This is a genomic window from Streptomyces venezuelae (assembly GCF_008642275.1).
GTDB lineage: Bacteria > Actinomycetota > Actinomycetes > Streptomycetales > Streptomycetaceae > Streptomyces > Streptomyces venezuelae_E.
Genome location: NZ_CP029189.1, coordinates 7,476,787 through 7,495,821, shown reverse-complemented (window position 1 = coordinate 7,495,821; position 19,035 = coordinate 7,476,787). Strand labels below are relative to the sequence as shown.

The window sequence follows — 19,035 nt, the reverse complement described above, 5'->3', positions numbered from 1 at the left end:
CGGCCCCGCCCGTGCCACGGGGTCCGGAACCCAGGCGCGGGCGGGTCCGGGTGTCGACCCGTCCGGCCCGCACTGCGGCGGGCGGGCCTGTGCCACGCGGCCTGCGGTACGGAGGGTTCCCCACCGCCCTGCTGCCGCTCGCCCGGCGGGCCGAACCGGCCGCCGTGATCGGCGAGGAGGTCTAGGAGGCCGGGGAGATCGTGTACGCGTACGCCGCCCGCGACCGGGCGGCCCCGTGTCCCGCGCTCGCCTGTGAGGAGGCGGCCCTGCGGGACCGGTTCACCGGGCGCGTCCCTGGTGGGGCGGGCTGCTGGGCGAGCCGGCCCGGCGGGAGTGCCGGGCCGTGCTCGGCGATCTCGGGGGCTGAGGCGGTCAGGGGGCGGGCCGGCCGGTGAGGGTGATCTCGGCGGCGCTGGTCCAGGGGCCGCGGCCGCCCGCCTCGGTCAGTGCTCTCAGGCGCAGGTAGCGTCCGCTCTTCGGGGTGAGGGCCACGGTCTTGGGGGCCGCGGTGTCGGTGAAGGTGCCACGCGCCACGGGTACCCCCCAGTCGGCGGTGGTGTCGGAGAGCCAGACCTCGTAGCCGCCGATCCTGCCGTTGACGCCGCCGTCCTGGCGGGGCAGGTAGCCGAGGCCGTCCACCACGTGGCGGGCACCGAGGTCGAGCTGGATCTCGTGCGGGAGCGGGGCGGGCTTCGCCGACGACCAGGCCGTGTGCCACAGGGTGGCCGGGTTTCCGTCGAAGGCGTGCGCGGCCGCGCCGTTCTCGGCGGCGGTCTCCTCGCTGTCGGCGTGGACCAGGGACCAGGCCGACCGGTCGATCGGCCCGGACGAGGGCAGGGCAGCGGCCGCGGGGACGGCGGTGCCGGTGGCCGAGACGCTGAACGCGCCCGCCGTGCGGGGCGTCTTGATCCAGAGGACTCCGGCGCGGTCCTCCGGGTCGAAGTACCAGCCGGAGGAGGCGGCGTCGTAGGCGGCCTTCGAGGCCAGGCCCGGCAGGGGGGTCCCGTCCCGGGTGACGGAGGCGGGTGCGCCGGCCACGTGCAGGGTGAACTCGTAGCCGCGGGAGGCCGGTTTGCCGGTGTACTCGCCGGTGGGGGCGCCCACGGAGACGGTGACCGTACCGGAGCCGGCCGTCGGGGCGGTGACGTCGACGCGCTGACGGGCGTAGGCGCCCAACTCGTGGGCGCGGGTGCGGCCGTCGTCCTCGTAGAGGCTGAAGGAGGAGGCACCGCGCGGGTGGATGTCGTAGGTGAGGGTGGAGACCGGCTTCTCGCCGGTGTAGTTCATCTGCGGCCACATCGGTACGACGGCGCCGCCCTTGACGAAGAGCGGCAGGGTGTCGAGCGGCGCCCGGTACCCGTTCAGCCAGCCCGGGCCCGCGTAGGTCCGGCCCGTCCAGTAGTCGGTCCAGGTCCCGGCCGGGAGGTAGATGCCATCGCGGACCGAGGTGTCGGAGACGACGGGCGCGACGAGGAAGGAGTCGCCGGCCATGAACTGGCCGCTGGTGAGGTTGCCGCGGGCGACCGGGTCGTCGGGGTACTCCAGGACCATGGCGCGGGTACTGGGCACGCCGCTCTCGTGGGCGACGCGGCTCATCGTGTACAGGTACGGCATCAGCCGCATCTTCAGCTGCAGGTACGTGCGGTTGATGGACAGGTACGGCTCGGCGAAGCGCCAGGGCTGCTTGTCCTGATAGCCGGCGGCCGGGCCGGTCGCGCCCCAGCCCGACATCGTCATGAAGGCCGGGGTGAAGGCCTTCCACTGGAGGTCCCGGGTGTACGTCTTCGGGCTGCCGCCGAAGATGCCGTCGACGTCGCCGGCCGCGTAGTTGAGGCCGGAGAGACCCGCTCCGGTGATGGCGGGGACGTGCCAGCGCATGTCGTCCCAGGTGCCGTACGTGTCGCCGGTCCAGACGACGGCGTTGCGCTGGGTGCCCGCCCAGCCGTCGACGGTCCAGACGAACCGGCGGGCGTCGGAGTTCTTCTCGATGCCCTCCACCGCCTGCCGCACGCCGTCGAAGGCGTACTTGTAGCCGCTGCCGATCCAGGCGACGTCGGTCTTCACGCCCCGGCTGCCGGCCGTGCCCACCTCGTCGGCGATGGAGCCGAGGCCGGTGGAGGTCCACAGGCCCGTCTGGAAGCCCTTGGCCTTCAGGGCGTCCACCGTCGGTTTGAGGGGTGCGGTGTAACCGCAGCCGTAGCCGTCGTTGGGCAGGAACCAGCCCGAGGGCATGTCGGCGGCCCGGGCGTCGGTCGCGTAGCCGACGACGTCGGGGGTCCGCTGGTGGCGGAGCCGGTTGTGCTCGCCCTGGTAGTCGGGGTTGGAGGCGTTGAAGCAGTCGGCGTTGCCGAGCTCGAAGCCCCACATCGGCGCCATGAACGGCTTCCCGCTCACGTCGGTGTAGGCGTCGAGCACGGACTTGAGGGAGTCACCGGTGAAGTACCAGGCGTCGAAGCGCTTCTCGTCGTGCGTGAGGGTGGTCGGCGCGTCGAAGCCGTAGGAGCCCGGGGCCCAGGTGTTGCGCATGACGCCGTAGCCGTTGGTGGACATGTAGAAGGGGGCGGGGCTGGCGTTGTCGTTCTCGCGCCACTTGTTGTCGACGGCGATCGGTACGGTCCTGCCGCGCAGCGCCCACTCGCCGAGGCGCAGGCCGGTGCCGTAGAACTGCTCGTCCGCTCCCCGGGCCAGGTACTGGGTGGTCCGGCCGCCGGTCCAGCTGGTGGGCCGGGTCTCCTGCCAGACGGGGGTGGTGTCGTCGGCGCGGTAGACGGAGAACCGCAGGGGCTTCTTGTCGACCCGGATGGAGAGGGATCCGGTGGTGATCCGGTAGTACGCGCCGGCGTCCGACCAGCTCGTGGTCACGGGGCCGAAGTCGGTGGTGGGGGCGAGGTCGGTGCCGGCCGGGTCGTCGGTGAAGGACCCGTCGGGCGAGAGCCAGAGGCGGAAGATGTCGGCGCGGGCGACGACCACGCGGGCCTTGGCTCCGCCGGAGCCCGTGACGGTGAAGGTGTTCCCGGAGCGGGTGAACGCGGTGACGTCGCCCGCGGTCGCGGTGGCTCCGGATGGGGCGGAGACGGATGCGGAGGCGGTTGCGGATGCGGAGGCGGAGGCGGAGGCGGTTGCGGATGCGGAGGCGGAGGCGGAGGCGGTTGCGGGTAAGGCGACCGGTCCGGCGGCGGCCAGACCGGCCACGGCGAGGGCGGCGGCGAGCACGGCGGCGGCCGGGGTGCGCCGCCTGTGCCTGCGCCGCACCGTGTGGACCGGGCTGCCTGACGGGCCTTGCCGACCCTGGCTCCTGTGGATGCCTGGCAGTCTCATGGGGCAGCTCCTCGTGCGGTCCGGGAGACGGACACAGCTCCTTGGCATGCTCCCGGCAAGATAGCGCTCCGGCGGGCCATAATGAAAGATGGTGCTCGAAATAGAGCTGCATGAAGCAACTTTGAGCATCTGTCAGGTGTCGCGGCGACCCCGATAGAGTGCCGGGCATGGCGGGAGACGACTTCGACGTGGCCGTGGTGGGGGCGGGACCGGTCGGGCTGAGCGCCGCACTGCTGCTCGCCCGGGCCGGTCTCGGTGTGGTGGTGCTGGAACGCCGCCCCGGTCCGGTCACCGAGTCCCGTGCGACGGACCTGCACGCGCGGACCCTGGAGGCACTCGCCCCGAGCGGACTGGCGGAATCCCTGCTCCCGCTCGGCCGGCGCGTGGACACGGTGGAGATGTGGTCGGGGCGGCGCCGGCTCGGCGGCTTCGGCCTGGCCCGGCTGCGCTCCCCGTACCCGTACATCCTCACCGTGCCGCAGTGCGCGACCGAGGGTCTGCTCGCCGCGGAGGCCGAGCGCACGGGGGTGCGCGTGCACCGCTCGACCGCCGTCCGGTCGGTCGACGAGGACGCCGACGGCGTCACCGTACGGTCCGACACCCTCGGTCCGGTGCGCGCCCGCTGGGTCGTGGCGGCCGACGGCGCCTCCAGCACCCTGCGCGCCCTGGCCGGCACCGCGTTCCGCGGCCGGACGTACGCCGGCGCCTGGCAGCTCGCCGACCTGCGCGTGGAGGATCCCTCACTGGATCCGGCCCGGGTCCACATGGTCGGCGGTCCGCGCGGCCTGCTCGTCGTGCTCCCCATGCACCTCGACGGCTGGGCCCGGGTCGTACTGCACCTGCCGCACGGCCGGGTGGCGGGCGGCGACACGGGCGGCCCCGAGGGGATCGCCGCCGAGGCGGCGGCCCGCGGATGGACGGCGGCGGTCCGCGAATGCCGCTGGAGCAGTACCTTCCGCACCCACCGGCGTCTCGCCGCGCACGGCGGGCGGCGGCGGGTGCTGCTGCTCGGTGACGCCGCCCACGTGTGCAGCCCGATCGGCGGCCAGGGGCTCAACCTCGGCCTGCGCGACGCCGTCTCGCTCGCCGCCGTCCTGCCCGCGGCCACCGCCCGCGGCGGCCCCGCCGACGCCGGTCTCGCCGCCTGGCGCCGCGACCGCCGCGCCGACGCGCTGGGCGTCCTCGCCCGCACCGACCTGGCCACCCGCGCATGGACCCTGCGCTCGGCGCCCGCCCGTGCCGTGCGGGACACCGCACTACGGGGCGCTCTCACCACCGCGGCCGGCCGCCGACTGCTCGCCGAGGCGGTCGCCGGCCCCCGCGCCGGACGGGCCCGCGGCGTCTGACGCCGTTCACCGGGAGGCAGGAAGAGGCGCGGGTCGGGCGGGCTCCGCAGGAGCCGGCCCGGTGTCCGTGCGGCGGTCGGGAGGTGGGGGCCGGTTACGATGTTCTTGTCATGATCAGTCTGAAGGTGCTCGGCCCGCTCCGGGTCGAGGTGGACGGCCGCGAGGTCGACGCGGGCGGCCGGCTCGCACGGATGGTCCTGGTCCAACTGCTCCTCGCCCGTGGAGCGGTGGTCCCCACGGAACGGATCATCGAGCGGTTGTGGCCGACGCGCGTCCCGTCGAGCGCCCAGTCCTCCCTCCATGCCTACATCGCCCGTCTGCGGCGCACCCTCGAACCGGGACGGGCCCCGCGTACGCCTGCACGGCTCCTGGTCAGCGCGCCCTACGGCTACGCCCTCGCCGTGGAACAGGACGCCGTGGACGCCTGGGCGTTCGAGAGCCGGGTGGCGGCCTGCTCGGACGCCGGCCTGGCGGCCCGCCTCGCCGCCGACGGCCTGGCCGGCGCGCTCGCCGCGTGGGGCGGACAGCCGTACGCGGAGTTCTCGGACGAGCCGTGGACCGCCGGTGAGCGAGCCCGGCTGGAGGAAGTGCACCGCAGCGCCCGCGAACGGCTCGCCGCGGCCCGGCTGGGCTGCGGGCAGGCCGCTCAGGCGCTCGCCGACGCGGGCGCGCTGACCCGGGAACAGCCGTTGCACGAGGAGGGCTGGCGGCTGCTGGCCCTCGCTCTGTGGGCCCGTGACCGCCAGGGGGACGCCCTGGCCGCCCTGCGGCGGGCCCGGCACGTCCTCGACGAGGAACTCGGCGTCGAGCCGGGGCCCGCTCTGCTGGAGCTGGAACAGGCCCTGCTGCACCAGCGTCTGGAGCCGCTGCACCGGGCGACCGGGGCGCCGGCCCCGGCCGCCGCCCCCGCCGGCGTGGCGAACACCGTGGTGGCGGCGCGCCGCCCGGCCCCGGCCGCGGCCCCCGCCGCCGCGCGCGGAGGCGGGACGCCGACGCTGCTGGCGGCCGACCGGCTCCTGGGCCGCGACGTGGAGCTCGCCGGGCTCGCCGCCGCGGCGGACCGGGCCCGGGACGGCCGGGCCCAGGTGGTCGTGGTCAGTGGTGAGGCCGGCATCGGCAAGTCGAGCCTGCTGGACGCCGCCGTCCGGCAACTGCCCGAGCAGGGCTGGCTGGTGGGGTCCGGGCACTGCCCGGAGACCGACGGCGCCCCGCCCGGCCGGGCCTGGTTCGACATGCTGCCGGAACTGGCGGAGGCCGCACCGCCGGGCCCGTACGCCGGTGAACTCGCTCCGCTCCTGGCTCCGGGCACCGAAGGGGACTCCGGGCAGCCGGACGGCAGCCCGGCCCGGCGCTTCCGCCTGCACCGGGCGCTGCTCGGCTGGCTGCGCGACACGGCTCTGCGACAGCCGCTGGCGATCGTGCTGGACGACCTGCACCGGGGCGACCAGGAGAGCATCGAACTGTTCCTGCTCTGCGCCGAGCAGCTGCGCGACGTACCCCTGCTGCTGGTGGGCTCGTACCGCACCGGCGAGGGCGAGCTGACGGGGGCGCTGGCCCGCCTGGCCGCCTGCTCGCCCGTACGGATGGCGCTCGGCGGTCTCTCGGACGTCCAGGCGAAGGAGCTGCTGCGGCGCGGCACGGCCGGTATGAGCGAGCACGCGGCCGCGGCCCTGGCCGAACGGGCCGGGGGCAATCCCTTCTACCTTCGCGAGAGTTCGCTGCTGCTGGCCGGCGAGGGCGAGCAGCGGGCGCTGGCCCGCGTGCCGCAGGGGGTCCAGGACGTGCTGCGCCGCCGGCTGGCCCTGCTCGCGCCGACCGTCACGGCCGGCCTGCGCCTGGCGGCCGTCGCCGGCCGCGAGGCCGCGGTGGCCCTGCTGGTGCGCGCCTCGGACGGCGACGCCGAGCAGCTCCTCGACGCCCTGGACGCGGGTGTCACCGCCGGACTGCTGACCGAGCCGCGTCCGGGCACGGTGCGGTTCACCCACGCCCTCGTGCGGGACACCCTGGAGGGCGACCTCACCCGCCTGCGGCTGGCCCGGATGCACTCCCGTCTGGGCAGGGCCCTGATCGCCCTCGGCTCGGACGACGTCGCCACGACGGCCCACCACCTGCTGCGGGCGGCCCCGGTCGTGACCTCCGACGCCGGGCCCGCGGTCCACCACGCGCGGCTGGCGGGCGAGCAGGCGGTGCGCCGCTACGCCCCGCAGAATGCCGAGGTCCTGCTGACCGCCGCCCTCGGGCTGCTCGCCGACCATCCGGCGGCCTTCGCCGACCAGGACCCCGCTGAGTTGCGGGTGATGCTGCTGGGCCAGCTGGTGGACTGCCGCATCCGGATGGGGGCCGTCGTACCCGCCCGCGAGGCGCAGGAGCAGGCCGTACGGGTGGCCCGTGGGGAGGGCCGCGCCGACCTGCTGACCGCCGCCTACACGACCTGGACCGAACCGACGCCCTGGCGTGTCCGTGCGTACGCGGCGTCGGACCCCGAGGCCGTCGAGGAACTCGGGAGGCTGCTGGAGGGACCCGGTCCGACCGACCGGCAGCGGTGCCTGCTCCTCGACCAGCTGGCCGACGCGCTCGACGACACCGATCCCCGCGCCGTGGCCGTGTCCCGGCAGGCCGTGGAGCTGGCCCGCACCCTGGACGAGCCCCGGCTGCGCGGCCTGACGCTGGCGTCGATGCTGCGCCGGGTCGACTGCGAACTCGAACCCGGGACCTACCTGGAGCTCCACCGGGAACTCGGCCTGGTGGCCGAGTCCCAGGACAGCCCCGAGTACTCCTGGATGACGGCCTACATCGCCGCACGCATCGCGGCCGCCCGCAACGACCCGGCGGCGATGGAGCGGTGCCTCGTACGAGGGGACGAGATCGCCCGCACGTACGAGCTGCAGGGCGCGCTCGCGGTGGCCCAGCTGCGCCGCCCCCTGCTCGCCATGGCCCAGGGGCGCTTCGACGACGCGGAGCGGGACCTGGGGACGGCGGTGGCGGAGCTGCGGGCGCGCGGGGCGGTGGACCTCAGCGGGCTGGCGGCGCTGGCCGTCGGGTGCATCCGGCTGCAGCAGGGCCGGATCACCGAGGTGCTGCCCGTACTGCTCGCCGTGTGGGAGCAGTACCAGCCCCTCAACGAGGCCATCACCGCTCTCGCGCTGCACGCGGCGGGCCGCCCCGACACGGCTCGCGAGGTGTTCGCCCGGCGCGTGCCGATCCGGCGGGACTTCTGCTTCTCCATCCTGGCGGCGCTGCGCGGCAGGGCCGCCATCACCCTCGGCGACCGGGCGGCGGCGGCCGGGGTCTACGAGGAGTTGCTGCCCCTGCGCGGGCTGGCGGGCAGTGCGAGCAGCCTCAGCCTCGTCTTCCGGCCCGTCGCCCAGACCCTGGGCGAACTGGCCCAGTTCCTGGAGTGTCCCGAACAGGCCCGGGAGCACTACCTTGAGGCAGCCCGCGTGGCCGCCGCGTGGGACTCCCCGCACTGGGCGGGCGCGGCGCGGTCCGGGCTGGCCGCACTGCCGCCGGCGCCCGCGTAGGAGTGGCCGGGGGCAGGGGCTAACCGGCGAGTGCTGCCATGAACGCCGCCGCGAGGTCCAGGTACTCCTCGGGCGAGTCCGTCGTCAGCTGGAGGTCCACGAGCACCTCGTCGGTCCCCGCCGTGCACATCCGCGCAAGGTGGTCGCAGATCTGGCGCACGGTCCCGCGGTGGTGGGTCTCCGCGGGGTCGGCCGCGGCCGTGGTGATGTCCGGGTTGACGCGGAACACCCGGCGCAGCTCCGCCGGGTCCCGGCCCGCCCGTTCGGCGGCCTCGACGGCCACGGCCCAGAGCGCGTGGAAGAAGGGCAGGGGCATCGAGGCCGCGAGCCAGCCGTCGGCGCGCCTGCCGACCCGCTCCAGGGCGTACGGGGTGAAGCCGCCCAGCAGGATCGGCGGCCTCGGTCCTTGCCTGGGTTTGGGCAGGACGGTCGACTCGGGGATGGTCCACAGGGGACCGGTGTGCGAGACCGGATCGCAGCACCATACGGCTTCGAGGACGTCGAGGGTCTCCTCCAGCCGGGCTCCGCGGCCCCGCCAGGGCACTCCGGCGGCCTCGTACTCCTCACGCATCCAGCCCAGCCCGATGCCCACGTCCAGGCGTCCGTGGCTGATCAGGTCGAGGGTCGTCAGCGCCCGGGCGAGTACGAGGGGCGGCTGCCACAGGGCGTTGAGGGTGCTGCTGCCCAGCCGCACGCGCTCGGTGGCGGTGGCCGCCAGGCCCAGGGTCAGGAGCGGGTCGAGGTGGGTGCCGTACCGGGCGGGCATCTGCTGCCCGCCGAGGTAGCCCTCGGGCGGGTCGAGCGGGGCCAGGAGCCGGTCGGCCACCCAGAGGCTGTGACAGCCGAGTGCTTCCAGCGCCGCGCACATCGCGGCGGTGCGGTCGGGGTCGGCGAACGGGCCGAACTGGGGCACGGAGAATCCGATGCGCATCGGTGGGAGTTCCTCGATCGGTACGGGGCGGGAGGGGGTGGGAGCGGGCGTGGGCGTGGTGGGCCGGGCGCGGATCCGGCCGCGGGCCTCGGGGGCGGGCGGCCGGACCCGGACGGCACGGCACGTCAGGCGGCCGTGTGCCCGCCGCGGATCCGGGCGGTCTCGCGGCGGTACTGGCGCCGGCCGAGGAGCCTCCACAGCACCCGGGCCGGGAGGGGCAGCCGGCCGAGGAACTCCTGCCGCTCCTCGGGCGAGCTGTCCTCCAGGATGGCGCCCAGGGCGATCATCAGCCGGTTCCGCGGCGTCTCGGCGAGGCCCCGCTCCCCCAGCGCGTGCCACTGCTCCTCGCTCACGTGGAGGGCGACCATCGGCATGACCTCCCGTTCCTCCTCGTCGAGGTGGGCGCACAGCTGCCGGTGGTGCGTACGCAGCGCCTCGGCGAGTTCGTCGCGGTCCTCGGGCCGGGCCTGCGCCTCCCAGCGGTCCATCAGCCGCTGCACCTCGGCGATCCCTTCGGCGAGCGCGTGGTGCTGTGCCTCCATCGCCAGGACCTGCTCGGCGTCGAGGTCCAGGTGGGGCAGCAGGACCGGCCAGAGCATCTCGTCCTCGCCGGTGTGATGGGTGTGCAGGCCGACGGAGTAGAGGCGCCAGTGTTCGGCGAGGATGCGGGCGCGGGCCGTGTCGGCGGGGCGGACCTCCTGGACGAGTTCGGCCAGGAGGCGCGACTCGCGGCGGAACACCTGGTGGATCATCGCCATCTCCCGGGTGTAGGGGTGGACGGCGGTATCGGAGGGGTTGTTCGCGTTCATGAGGACCAGTCTTCGCAGGCCGGTTGCACCGCACTTGCAACCGACTTGCCACGGCCCTCAGGACGGTGGGAGGGGCGGGAGCGGTGGGGTGACCGCCAGGACCGGTGGCGCCGGGGAGGACCAGCGGTGGCCGCAGGGGTCGAAGACCAGGGTCACCGGCCGGCCCGGGCGCTGGCGCCAGGAGATGCGTTCCGGTGGGTCCGCGCACACCGGGCAGTCGGGCAGCGGGCGGGGAGCCGGCAGGCACTCGGGGGCGGCCGCGAGCGGCGTGGCGTGCGGATCGCGCATGGAGGCTCCCTGGTCGTGCGGTCGGACTCCTCGCACTGTGCCATGGACCGGCCCGTGTGCGCACGGGCGAATCGTCCAGTGTTCCGGCTGGTCAGACGTGCGGTCGGCAGGAGGAATCCGGTCGTCTTGGGGGCACTTGGTGATCAACCGCTCCCGCTGCCGGCCGCCACCAGGCCCGATTCGTAGGCTGCTATCACCGCTTGCGCGCGGTCGCGGACGCCCAGCTTGCCGAAGACGCCGGTGATGTGGTTCTTGACGGTGGAGACGCTGATGTCCAGTTCCGCGGCGATCTCGGCGTTGCCCAGGCCGGTGGCCATGAGCCGCCAGATCTCCAGTTCGCGCGGGGTGAGTTCGAGGGGGGTGAGTTCGAGGGGGGTCCCGGACGTCCACGGCCGTGGCTGCGCGGGGGTCCGTACGTAGGCGGAGAGGAGCCGGCTGAGCAGCCTCGGCGCTACGGCGGCTTCGCCGGTGTGGACGATGCGGACCGCGGCGATCAGCTCCTCCGGGGAGATGTCCTTCGGCAGGAAGCCGTACGCGCCGGCCCGCAGGGCGGCGACCACGTACTCGTCCATGTCGAAGGTGCTCAGGGCCAGGACGCGGGTCTCCGGGAGGGTGCGCGCGAGTTCCTCGGTGGCCTTGACCCCGTCCATGACCGGCATGCGGATGTCCATGACGACCACGTCGGGCCGTAGCCCGTGGGCCAGGGCCACCGCCCGGGCTCCGTCCTCGGCCTCGCCCACGACCTCGAACTCCGGGTCGGGGCCCAGGATCAGGGCCAGGCCACGCCGGACCAGCGGCTGGTCGTCGGCGATGAGTACACGGATCATCCGTGCGGTTCCTCTCTTCGGGCGGTGTCGTGGACCGGGAGGGGGATCCGGGCCGCGACCCGGAATCCGCCACCGGCGAGGGCGGCCGCCTCCAGGGTTCCGCCCTGCAGGGCGACCCGCTCGTGCATACCGATCAGACCGTACCCGGAGTGCGCCGTGGGGCGTGCGGGCGGTGCCTGCGCTCCCACTCCGTCGTCACGCACCTCCACGCCCACCTCGTCCCCGCGGTACGTGAGGCGTACGTGAGCCCGCGCCCGGCCTGCGTGCTTGCGGGTGTTGGTCAGGGCCTCCTGGACGATCCGGAAGACGGTGAGGCCCACGGTCGGCGGGAGCGGGCGGACCGGCCCGTCCACGGTGAACTCGGTCTCCGTTCCGGCCAGCCGGGACTCGGTGATGATCCGGCCGAGATCGTCCGCCCCGGGCTGCGGCGCCGGCGGGGTCTGTTCCGGTTCCTCCCCCGCCCGGAGTACGTCGAGGAGCTGGCGCATCTCGCGCAGCGCCATCCGCCCGGAGTCCTCCAGGGTGACCAGCGCCTCCCGGGACGCCTCGGGGTCGTACGCCAGGTTGGCCCGCGCCCCGCCGGCCATCAGCTGCATGGTGGTGATGTGGTGGGCGACGATGTCGTGCAGTTCGCGCGCGATCCGGCGGCGTTCCGCGGCCACCGCCCGGTCGGCGAGCCGGGTGCGGTGGGCGGCGACCTCCCGCTGCCGGCGTCCGACCGCCCAGGCCGCCGCGACGGTGATGAGGGCCGCGGTGGCGCTTCCGGCCAGTCCCCACCAGCCGAAGGGCAGCGGCCATCCGCTCTGCCCGGCGGAGGCGAGGACCGCCGACGCGGCCGCGGCCGCCGCGACGACGGCGGGTCGGTGCGTCCGGGCCACCGTGTAGAGGCCGATCGTCAGGCCGAGGGTGAAGTGCGGGGACTGCGGCGCCGCCAGGTTCACCAGCACCCCGACGGCCAGGATCGCGGCCAGCACGGGCAGCGGGCGCACGCGCCGGGCCAGCAGGGTCATCGCCGAGACCACCAGCAGGACCGCCGCGGTGACGCTCAGGGTGCCGCCCTCGGTGAGCGTGCTCAGGGAGAAGCCAACGAGGTCGGCGGCAGCCGCGGCCACCGCGACGAGCGCGTCGTTGCGCGTCCAGTGGCCCCGGTCCTCTTCGCTCTCCGCGCCCCCGGCCGCACCGGTATCCGTATGCCTCTGCGTATCCGTACGCATGACCCCGTCCCTGCCCACACCCATGCCGCGTCCGTGCCCGCCCCCGTGCCGCCGGTCCTGATCCCCGGTGGTCGAGACCCATTCTGGCACCGGCGGTCCCGCCGGCCGCCCGACCACGGTCGGGGCCCGGACCAGGACCTGGGTCCTGGTCGGCGCGGGCGGGCGGACCCTGGTCCCGGGGTGCGGATCATCCCCGGACCCGACGTTTCGCCCGCTCGCCCCTGATGGTCTGGAGTCGGGCCGGGAACCCCTGGCCCGCACCGCACAGACCGGAGGAAACGTGATCCGCGCACTGACCGGATTCTCGACGAGAAGTCCGTGGAAGGTGATCGCCCTGTGGGCGGTCCTGGGGCTGGCGGCGGCCGTCCTGGGACAGGCGTTCGTCTTCCGCGCCGTCCAGACCGGCAACGCCGGGTTCCTTCCCGCGCAGTACGACTCGGCGGCTGCTCTGAAGATCGCCGAGGAGCGGTTCGGGGCGAGGCCGGACGCCAACCTGCTGACCGTGCTGGTGGCCCGGTCGGACGGGGCTCCGCTCACCGCCGCCGACGAACAGCGCGTCGACGCGCAGGCCGAGCGGTTGTCCCGCGAGCGCATCGCCATGCCCAGGACCGAGGAGACGATGCCGCTCGCCCAGGACCACTCGCAGGTCCCCCGGGTCAGCCCGGCCATGACGGCGCCCGACCGTTCCTTCCGGCTGCTGTCCGTCGAGCTGACGGGGAACCCCGCCGATCCCGGGGTGCAGGACACCTACCGGGCCTTCCGCGAGGCGGCCCGGAGCGCTCTGGCGCAGGACGGCCTGCGCACCGGTTTCACCGGCGGGATCGCCGACCGGGTGGACACGGCGGACGCGGAGAAGACCCGCTCGACGGTCGTCGGCATCGCCATGCTCGCGGTCATCGTCCTGCTGCACGTACTCGTCTTCCGCAGCGTGCTGGCGGCCCTGCTGCCGCTGCTCGCGGTCAGCGTCATCGGAGGTGCGGCGGCCGGCGCGGTGGTCGGTGCCGCGCTGCTGACCGGGATCGGTCTGTCCGAATCCACACCGAGTCTGATCAGTGTGGTTCTGATGGGCATCGGAATCGACTACTTCCTGTTTCTGCTCTTCCGCTTCCGGGAGCAACTGCGGGAACACCCCGAGCAGTCCGGCCGCGAGGCGGCCGCCCACGTCGCCGGGCGGGTCGGTACGGCCATCACGTCCGCGGCCCTGACCATCGTCGCCGCCTTCGCCACGCTCGGGGTCGCCTCCTTCGGCCAGTTCCGGGTCCTCGGACCGGCCATCGCGCTGTCCGTGCTCGTGATGCTGCTGGGCAGCCTGACCCTGATGCCGGCCCTCCTCGCGGTCACCGGCCGCAGGATGTTCTGGCCTTCCCGGGCCCTGCAGAGCAAGCCCCGCGCGGGGTCGGCCGCGCGGATGGGGGACCGGGTGGCGCGCCGGCCGGTCACGCTGGTCCTGGCCTCGGTGGCGCTGCTCGGCGCGCTGGCCGCCGGTGTCGTGGGGATGCGCATGGACTACGGGCAGAGCGGTGGGGGCGGCGAGCGGACCGCCGCCGTGGCCACGGCGGCCGAGGTGGCCCGCGCCCTGCCGGCCGGGGTGTCGGATCCGACGAGTGTCCTCGTCACCGCCGCCGACGGCTCCGCCCTTTCCGCCGAACGCCTCGGCGGACTGTCCAAGGCGCTCGCCGCGGTCGGCGGCGTGGGCCAGGTCGCGGACACCGTGCTCAGCGAGGACCGGCGGGCCGCGCGGATCGACCTGTTCCTCACCTCCGACCCGCACCGGCAGGAGGCACGCGACCTGGTGACGGGCCCGGTCAGGGACACGGTCCTGGCGCACGCCCCCGCGGGTACGCAGGCGTACGTGGGCGGAACCGCCGCGGTCTTCGCCGACATCGCGACGGCCGTGGACAAGGACCTGCGGATCGTCTTCCCGGTGGCGGCGGCGCTCATCGCGCTGATCCTGGTCGCCTTGCTGCGCAGCCTGCTGGCGCCGGCCATCCTGCTGGCCTCGGTCGGGCTCGGCTTCGCCGCCACCCTCGGTGCCTCGACCCTGGTGTTCCAGCACGCGCTGGACCGGCCCGGGGTGGACTTCACCCTGCCGCTGGTGCTGTTCCTGTTCGTGGTCGCGCTGGGCACCGACTACAACATCCTGATGAGCGACCGCATCCGGGAGGAGATGGCCCGGCCGGGTCCGGCCCGCGCCGCGGTGGGGCGTGCCGTGCGGCACACGGCGCCCGCCATCGCCACGGCGGGCCTGGTGCTGGCCGCCTCCTTCGGGAGCCTGGCCGTCACCCCCGCCCCCTCCACCCAGCAGATCGGTTTCGCGACGGCCCTCGGGATCGTGCTCTCCGCCTTCGTCCTGTCGATCGTGCTGGTCCCCGCGCTGGCCACCCTCCTGGGCCGGTCCCTGTGGTGGCCGGTGCCCCCGCGCCACCGCGCGCAGGACTCCGACGCCGACGTGCGGCGGGCCCCGGAGCGCGTGCCGGTCGGCTGAAGCCGCCCGGGAGGCACGAAAGGCGCCGCTGTGCGCAGGCCCGTACGACGGTACGGGTCCTGCGCACAGCGGCGCCTCGGCTCACGGCCTAGGCGAGCCGGTCGATCTCGGGGTGGTCCTGCAGCCAGGCGCGGACCGCCTGCTGCTCCTTGCCCTTCCCCGTCTCCTGGATCTTCGCTTCCAGGCCGGTCAGCTGCTCCTCCGTCAGCTTGAAGGACTTCAGCCATTCGGCGACCTTCGGCTCGTCCTCGCCGAAGCCCTTGCGGGCCAGGGTGTGGATGCCGTCGCCCTTGCCCCAGGCGCCCTTGGGGTCCTCGAGCTTGGTCAGCTCGTAGGAGGAGTACGCCCAGTGCGGCGACCAGAGCACGACCGCGACGGGCTCCTTCTTCTCGTAGGCGCGCTTCAGCTCGGCGAGCATGCCGGGCGTGGAGCCGTCGACGACCTTGTACTCGCCGTCGAGACCGTAGTCCTTCAGGACCTTGTCCTTGAGGATCGACATCTCGCCGGCGCTCGGCTCGATGCCGATGATCCGGCCCTTGAACCGGTCCGCCTTGCCCTTGAGGTCGGCGAGCGAGCGCACGTCCTTCACGTAGGAGGGCACGGACAGCTCCAGCGAGGTGGGGCCGTACCAGGAGCCGAGGTCCTCCAGCTTGTTCCCGTACTTCTCCCAGTACTGGGCGTGGGTGACGGGCAGCCAGGAGTCGGTCTGGAAGTCGAGCTGTCCGCCGGCCAGGCCGGTGTACAGGGCGCCGGCCTCCAGCTGGCGTGCGTCGACCTTGTAGCCGCGGCGCTCCAGGAGCTCCTTCCACAGGAAGGTGGAGGCGATGCCCTCGTCCCACGGGATGTATCCGACGGACAGGGTGCGGCCCTTGCCGATGTTCGCGGCGCCGGCCGGGCCCTCGTCGGCGCCGGTGCCGCCGAAGGTGTTCAGGCCGCCCGCGACGAGCGCCAGGACGACGGCGCCGCCGACCGCGTACGCGGGCTGCGGGCGGTGGTTCCACAGCTTGGCGGCGCCCGTCGCGGCGGCCCGCGCCTTGGCGAGCGTACGGCGGCCGATCGGGGAGACCTGGCGGCCGAGCGCGCCGGTCATCCGGTCCAGGTACATGGCGAGGATGACGATGGAGACGCCTGCCTCGAATCCGAGGCCGATGTCGACGTTGCCGATGGCCTTGTACACGGCGCCGCCGAGTCCGCCGCCGCCGACCATGCCGGCGATGACGACCATGGACAGGCCCAGCATGATGACCTGGTTGACGCCCGCCATGACGGTGGGCAGGGCCAACGGGAGCTGGACGCGTACGAGCGTGTCGCGCGGGCTGGTGCCGAAGGCCTCGGCGGCCTCGACCAGTTCCCCGTCGACCTGGCGGATGCCGAGCTCGGTCATCCGCACGCCCGGCGGCAGCGAGAAGATGATGGTCGCGATGATGCCGGGCACCACGCCCACCCCGAAGAAGATGATGCCGGGGATCAGGTAGACCATGGCCGGCATGGTCTGCATGAAGTCCAGGACCGGCCGCAGCAGTGCGCTGACGCGGTCGGATCTGGAGGCCCAGATGCCCAGCGGGATCGCGAACAGCAGGGTGACGAGGGTGGCGACCAGGACCAGGGACAGGGTGGACATGGCGTCCTCCCACAGGCCGAGGGAGTCCACCAGCGCGAAGCCCGCGAAGGCGAGCAGGCCGGCCAGCAGTCCGCGCAGCCACCAGGCACCGACCGCGAGGATGCCCGCGAAGAGCAGCGGGGCGGGAGCGGAGAGGACGGCGTCGATGCCGTCGTAGAGGCCGGTGACGACGGCGCTGACGGCCTCGAACAGCCAGGACAGGTGGCTCTGGAGGAAGTCGACTCCGCTGTCGACCCAGTTGCCGAGATGGAGGCGGGGCATCAGGCGGCCACCTCCGCGCAGTACATCGGGGGCCGTTGCTCGTCGCCGATGAAGGCGATGAGGCGGTCCTGGGGGACGGAGCCGATGACGGAGCCGTCCGCTCCGGTGACGGTGACCGCGTGCGGGACGCGGACGCTGACGGCGCACAGGTCGGCGAGCGGGGTCCCGGCGGTGACGGTGGGGCAGTCGCAGGCGTCGGCGGCCGGCTCCGGACCGTCCATGACGGCGTCGGCCGTCAGGACCCGGGAGCGGTCCACGTCCTGGACGAAGGAGGCGACGTAGTCGTCGGCGGGGCGGGTGAGGATGTCCTCGGCGGTGCCCTGCTGGACGATGCGGCCGTCGCGCATGACGGCGATGCCGTCGCCGAGGCGCATGGCCTCGTTGAGGTCGTGGGTGATGAAGACGATGGTCTTCTTCAGGCTCCGCTGGAGCTCCAGCAGCTGGTCCTGCATGTCACGGCGGATCAGCGGGTCCAGTGCGCTGAAGGACTCGTCCATCAGCAGGAGGTCGGCGTCGGTGGCCAGGGCCCGGGCGAGGCCCACCCGCTGCTGCATGCCGCCGGAGAGCTCGTCGGGCCAGGACTTCTCCCAGCCTTCCAGTCCGCACAGGGCCAGGGCCTCGGCGGCCCGCCGCTCCCGCTCGGGGCGGGGCACGCCCTGTACCTCCAGTCCGTAGCCGGCGTTCTCCAGCACGTTGCGGTGCGGGAACAGCGCGAAGTGCTGGAAGACCATGGAGATCTTCTTCGACCGTACGTGGCGCAGCTCGCTCGCACTCAGCGCGGTGAGGTCCTGGCCGCCGAAGAGGATGCGTCCCGCGGTGGGTTCCAGCAGGCCGTTCAGCATGCGCAGCAGGGTGGACTTGCCCGATCCGGACAGGCCCATGACGACGAAGATCTGGCCGGGCCGGACGTCGAAGGAGGCGTCGATCACGGCAGCAGTGGTCCCGTCGGCGCGCAACTCGTCGCGGTCTGCGCCGTTTTCGAGCTTGCGGACGGCGGCTGCGCTGTCGGCGGGGCGCCTCCCGAACACCTTGTAGACGTGCTCGGCCTGGAGCGTGGACACATACACCTCACGGGTCGTACCAAGGACGGCACGCGCCGGTGTACCGGCGGGCCGTGGAGCGGGACGGGATCTGCCCGGGTGTGCGCCATGCCCTCCACCCCGGGGGTCGGAGGGCATAGTTCCGCTCCAGCAGCGCCGATGCCCGGCATTCGCCCGCGCAAACGCCAGGGTGATCCACCTCACGTGCGGAGTACGCGGGCCCGACGGGCGGGTCCGTACGCCGGAACGGGCGGCGCCGGTCGGCGGTGACCGCCACGCCGGTCCCCCGGAGGGGAGTTGGGGCTCGGGTCCGGCAACTCGACCGGCTGCCGGGCCCGGTGCGCCACCGCCCGCGGTGTGGCCGAGACCACACCGCGGGTCCGGTCCTCACGTGATGCGGAAGCCGGTGACCGCGTGGTCGCGGCGGTCACGGTGGAAGGTGAGGCGATCCCAGGTGGGAAAGGCCAGGTCGGTGACGGCCAGCAGGCGGCCGGAGCTGTCGTGCAGGGTGCGGCGTACGGTCAGGCCGCAGGCCGGGGCGGCGGCCTGGGGGTGGGTGACGCGGGTCATGGTGAGCGTCTCGGCCACCCGGCCGCCCGCCGCGGCGCGGTCGAGCCAGCGGTGCAGGGGGGTCAGGTCCTGCGCGCGGGCGGCCGTCGCGACCGTCGCCGCCGCCGTCCGGTTGCGCAGGGCCGCCAGTTCCGGGCTCCGCGCGACGACCCCGGGACTGAGGTAGGTCACGGCGTCCCGGAGGGTCTCACCGGCCGGGCCGCGTTCGCGGTGGTGATGGACCAGGGTGCGGTCCCCGCCGGCCATGCCGAGGAGCGTGCCGAGCGAGGGCGGGACGGTGACGAGGGCGACCCAGCTCCGGGCCGGCGCGGGCCCGGCGGCGGACACCTCGGCCGGGACGGGTGGGGCGGCCGCGGCCGGAACCGGCTCGGCGGACGGGGCCGGGACCGCGGGGCGGGTGCCGCGGCGGCCGGTGACGACGAGGCCGTCGTCGCGCAGCCGCTGGAGGGCCGCCCTGACGGTCTGCCGGTTGACCTGGTAGCGGGCGGCGAGATCGCGTTCGGACGGCAGCCTGCCGCCGGGGGTGCGTGCGGCGCGGTCGAGATCGGAGCGCAGCGCTGCGGCGATCCGCTGGTACTTGGGCGTGGCGGCTGGGCCGCCGCCCCGCGAAGGGGAGGGCATGGCTTCTCCTCTGACGGGTGGTCAAGGACTGCGCGGTCTGCCCGACCAACGTAGCATTGGTCTATACCTTTCGGTGAGGCCGATCGGGGCCCGCGGCCCGGATTGGCCGATTCCGCCCCCCGCGCGCGGCCACCCCGTCACACCCCTCCCCCACGCGACCCCGAAACGCCTTGACAGGGGAAG

The 19,035-nt window shown here is 74.2% G+C and carries 12 protein-coding genes; 3 read left to right on the top strand and 9 right to left on the bottom strand.

Features of this window, described 5'->3' with window-relative positions; all coding sequences use genetic code 11:
* Positions 1-372 precede the first annotated feature (372 nt).
* Positions 373-3,252, bottom strand: a complete 2,880-nt coding sequence (locus tag DEJ51_RS33200) for a TIM-barrel domain-containing protein (protein WP_263411726.1) — start codon at positions 3,250-3,252, stop codon at positions 373-375.
* Between the two features lie 233 nt (positions 3,253-3,485).
* Here DEJ51_RS33200 and DEJ51_RS33195 point away from each other — a divergent pair, with 233 nt between their 5' ends.
* Positions 3,486-4,664, top strand: a complete 1,179-nt coding sequence (locus DEJ51_RS33195; RefSeq protein WP_150261315.1) for an FAD-dependent oxidoreductase — start codon at positions 3,486-3,488, stop codon at positions 4,662-4,664.
* 110 nt (positions 4,665-4,774) lie between these two features.
* Entirely contained in the window at positions 4,775-8,185 is a 3,411-nt protein-coding gene (locus DEJ51_RS33190) for a BTAD domain-containing putative transcriptional regulator (RefSeq protein ID WP_190620830.1), read from the top strand.
* Between the two features lie 19 nt (positions 8,186-8,204).
* Here the strand turns inward: DEJ51_RS33190 and DEJ51_RS33185 are convergent, their stop codons facing one another.
* The 5 genes from DEJ51_RS33185 to DEJ51_RS33165 form a co-directional block, all read right to left on the bottom strand.
* Complete coding sequence (locus DEJ51_RS33185) at positions 8,205-9,116, bottom strand: TIGR03619 family F420-dependent LLM class oxidoreductase (protein WP_150261313.1); 912 nt, start codon at positions 9,114-9,116, stop codon at positions 8,205-8,207.
* Positions 9,117-9,241: 125 nt separating this feature from the next.
* Positions 9,242-9,925, bottom strand: a complete 684-nt coding sequence (locus DEJ51_RS33180; RefSeq protein ID WP_150261312.1) for a hemerythrin domain-containing protein — start codon at positions 9,923-9,925, stop codon at positions 9,242-9,244.
* Positions 9,926-9,982: 57 nt separating this feature from the next.
* Positions 9,983-10,213 carry a hypothetical protein gene (locus DEJ51_RS33175; protein WP_150261311.1) on the bottom strand — a complete coding sequence of 77 codons (231 nt, stop codon included), beginning with the start codon at positions 10,211-10,213 and terminating at the stop codon, positions 9,983-9,985.
* 143 nt (positions 10,214-10,356) lie between these two features.
* On the bottom strand, positions 10,357-11,040 hold the full coding sequence (locus tag DEJ51_RS33170; RefSeq protein ID WP_150261310.1) for a response regulator: 684 nt from the start codon (positions 11,038-11,040) through the stop codon (positions 10,357-10,359).
* Positions 11,037-12,254, bottom strand: a complete 1,218-nt coding sequence (locus tag DEJ51_RS33165; protein ID WP_150261309.1) for a sensor histidine kinase — start codon at positions 12,252-12,254, stop codon at positions 11,037-11,039. Before DEJ51_RS33165 ends, DEJ51_RS33170 begins: the two co-directional genes overlap by 4 nt.
* 280 nt (positions 12,255-12,534) lie before the next feature.
* Here DEJ51_RS33165 and DEJ51_RS33160 point away from each other — a divergent pair, with 280 nt between their 5' ends.
* Positions 12,535-14,739 (top strand): MMPL family transporter, encoded by a 2,205-nt coding sequence (locus DEJ51_RS33160; protein WP_150261308.1) that lies wholly within the window; start codon positions 12,535-12,537, stop codon positions 14,737-14,739.
* Positions 14,740-14,827: 88 nt separating this feature from the next.
* On the opposite strand, the gene DEJ51_RS33155 is transcribed toward DEJ51_RS33160, so the two are convergent.
* The 3 genes from DEJ51_RS33155 to DEJ51_RS33145 form a co-directional block, all read right to left on the bottom strand.
* The gene (locus tag DEJ51_RS33155; RefSeq protein WP_150261307.1) at positions 14,828-16,621 is read right to left on the bottom strand and encodes an ABC transporter permease/substrate binding protein; all 1,794 of its coding nucleotides are present in this window, start codon (positions 16,619-16,621) and stop codon (positions 14,828-14,830) included.
* Entirely contained in the window at positions 16,621-17,682 is a 1,062-nt protein-coding gene (locus DEJ51_RS33150) for a glycine betaine/L-proline ABC transporter ATP-binding protein (protein WP_150261306.1), read from the bottom strand. Before DEJ51_RS33150 ends, DEJ51_RS33155 begins: the two co-directional genes overlap by 1 nt.
* Before the next feature lie 366 nt (positions 17,683-18,048).
* Complete coding sequence (locus tag DEJ51_RS33145; RefSeq protein ID WP_150261305.1) at positions 18,049-18,852, bottom strand: GntR family transcriptional regulator; 804 nt, start codon at positions 18,850-18,852, stop codon at positions 18,049-18,051.
* Positions 18,853-19,035 lie beyond the last annotated feature (183 nt).

Coding starts and splice junctions, on each gene's coding strand:
- DEJ51_RS33195 (WP_150261315.1), top strand. CDS start 3,486: ATGGCGGGAGACGACTTCGACGTGGCCGTGGTGGGGGCGGGACCGGTC.
- DEJ51_RS33190 (WP_190620830.1), top strand. CDS start 4,775: ATGATCAGTCTGAAGGTGCTCGGCCCGCTCCGGGTCGAGGTGGACGGC.
- DEJ51_RS33185 (WP_150261313.1), bottom strand. CDS start 9,116: ATGCGCATCGGATTCTCCGTGCCCCAGTTCGGCCCGTTCGCCGACCCC.
- DEJ51_RS33180 (WP_150261312.1), bottom strand. CDS start 9,925: ATGAACGCGAACAACCCCTCCGATACCGCCGTCCACCCCTACACCCGG.
- DEJ51_RS33175 (WP_150261311.1), bottom strand. CDS start 10,213: ATGCGCGATCCGCACGCCACGCCGCTCGCGGCCGCCCCCGAGTGCCTG.
- DEJ51_RS33170 (WP_150261310.1), bottom strand. CDS start 11,040: ATGATCCGTGTACTCATCGCCGACGACCAGCCGCTGGTCCGGCGTGGC.
- DEJ51_RS33165 (WP_150261309.1), bottom strand. CDS start 12,254: ATGCGTACGGATACGCAGAGGCATACGGATACCGGTGCGGCCGGGGGC.
- DEJ51_RS33155 (WP_150261307.1), bottom strand. CDS start 16,621: ATGCCCCGCCTCCATCTCGGCAACTGGGTCGACAGCGGAGTCGACTTC.
- DEJ51_RS33145 (WP_150261305.1), bottom strand. CDS start 18,852: ATGCCCTCCCCTTCGCGGGGCGGCGGCCCAGCCGCCACGCCCAAGTAC.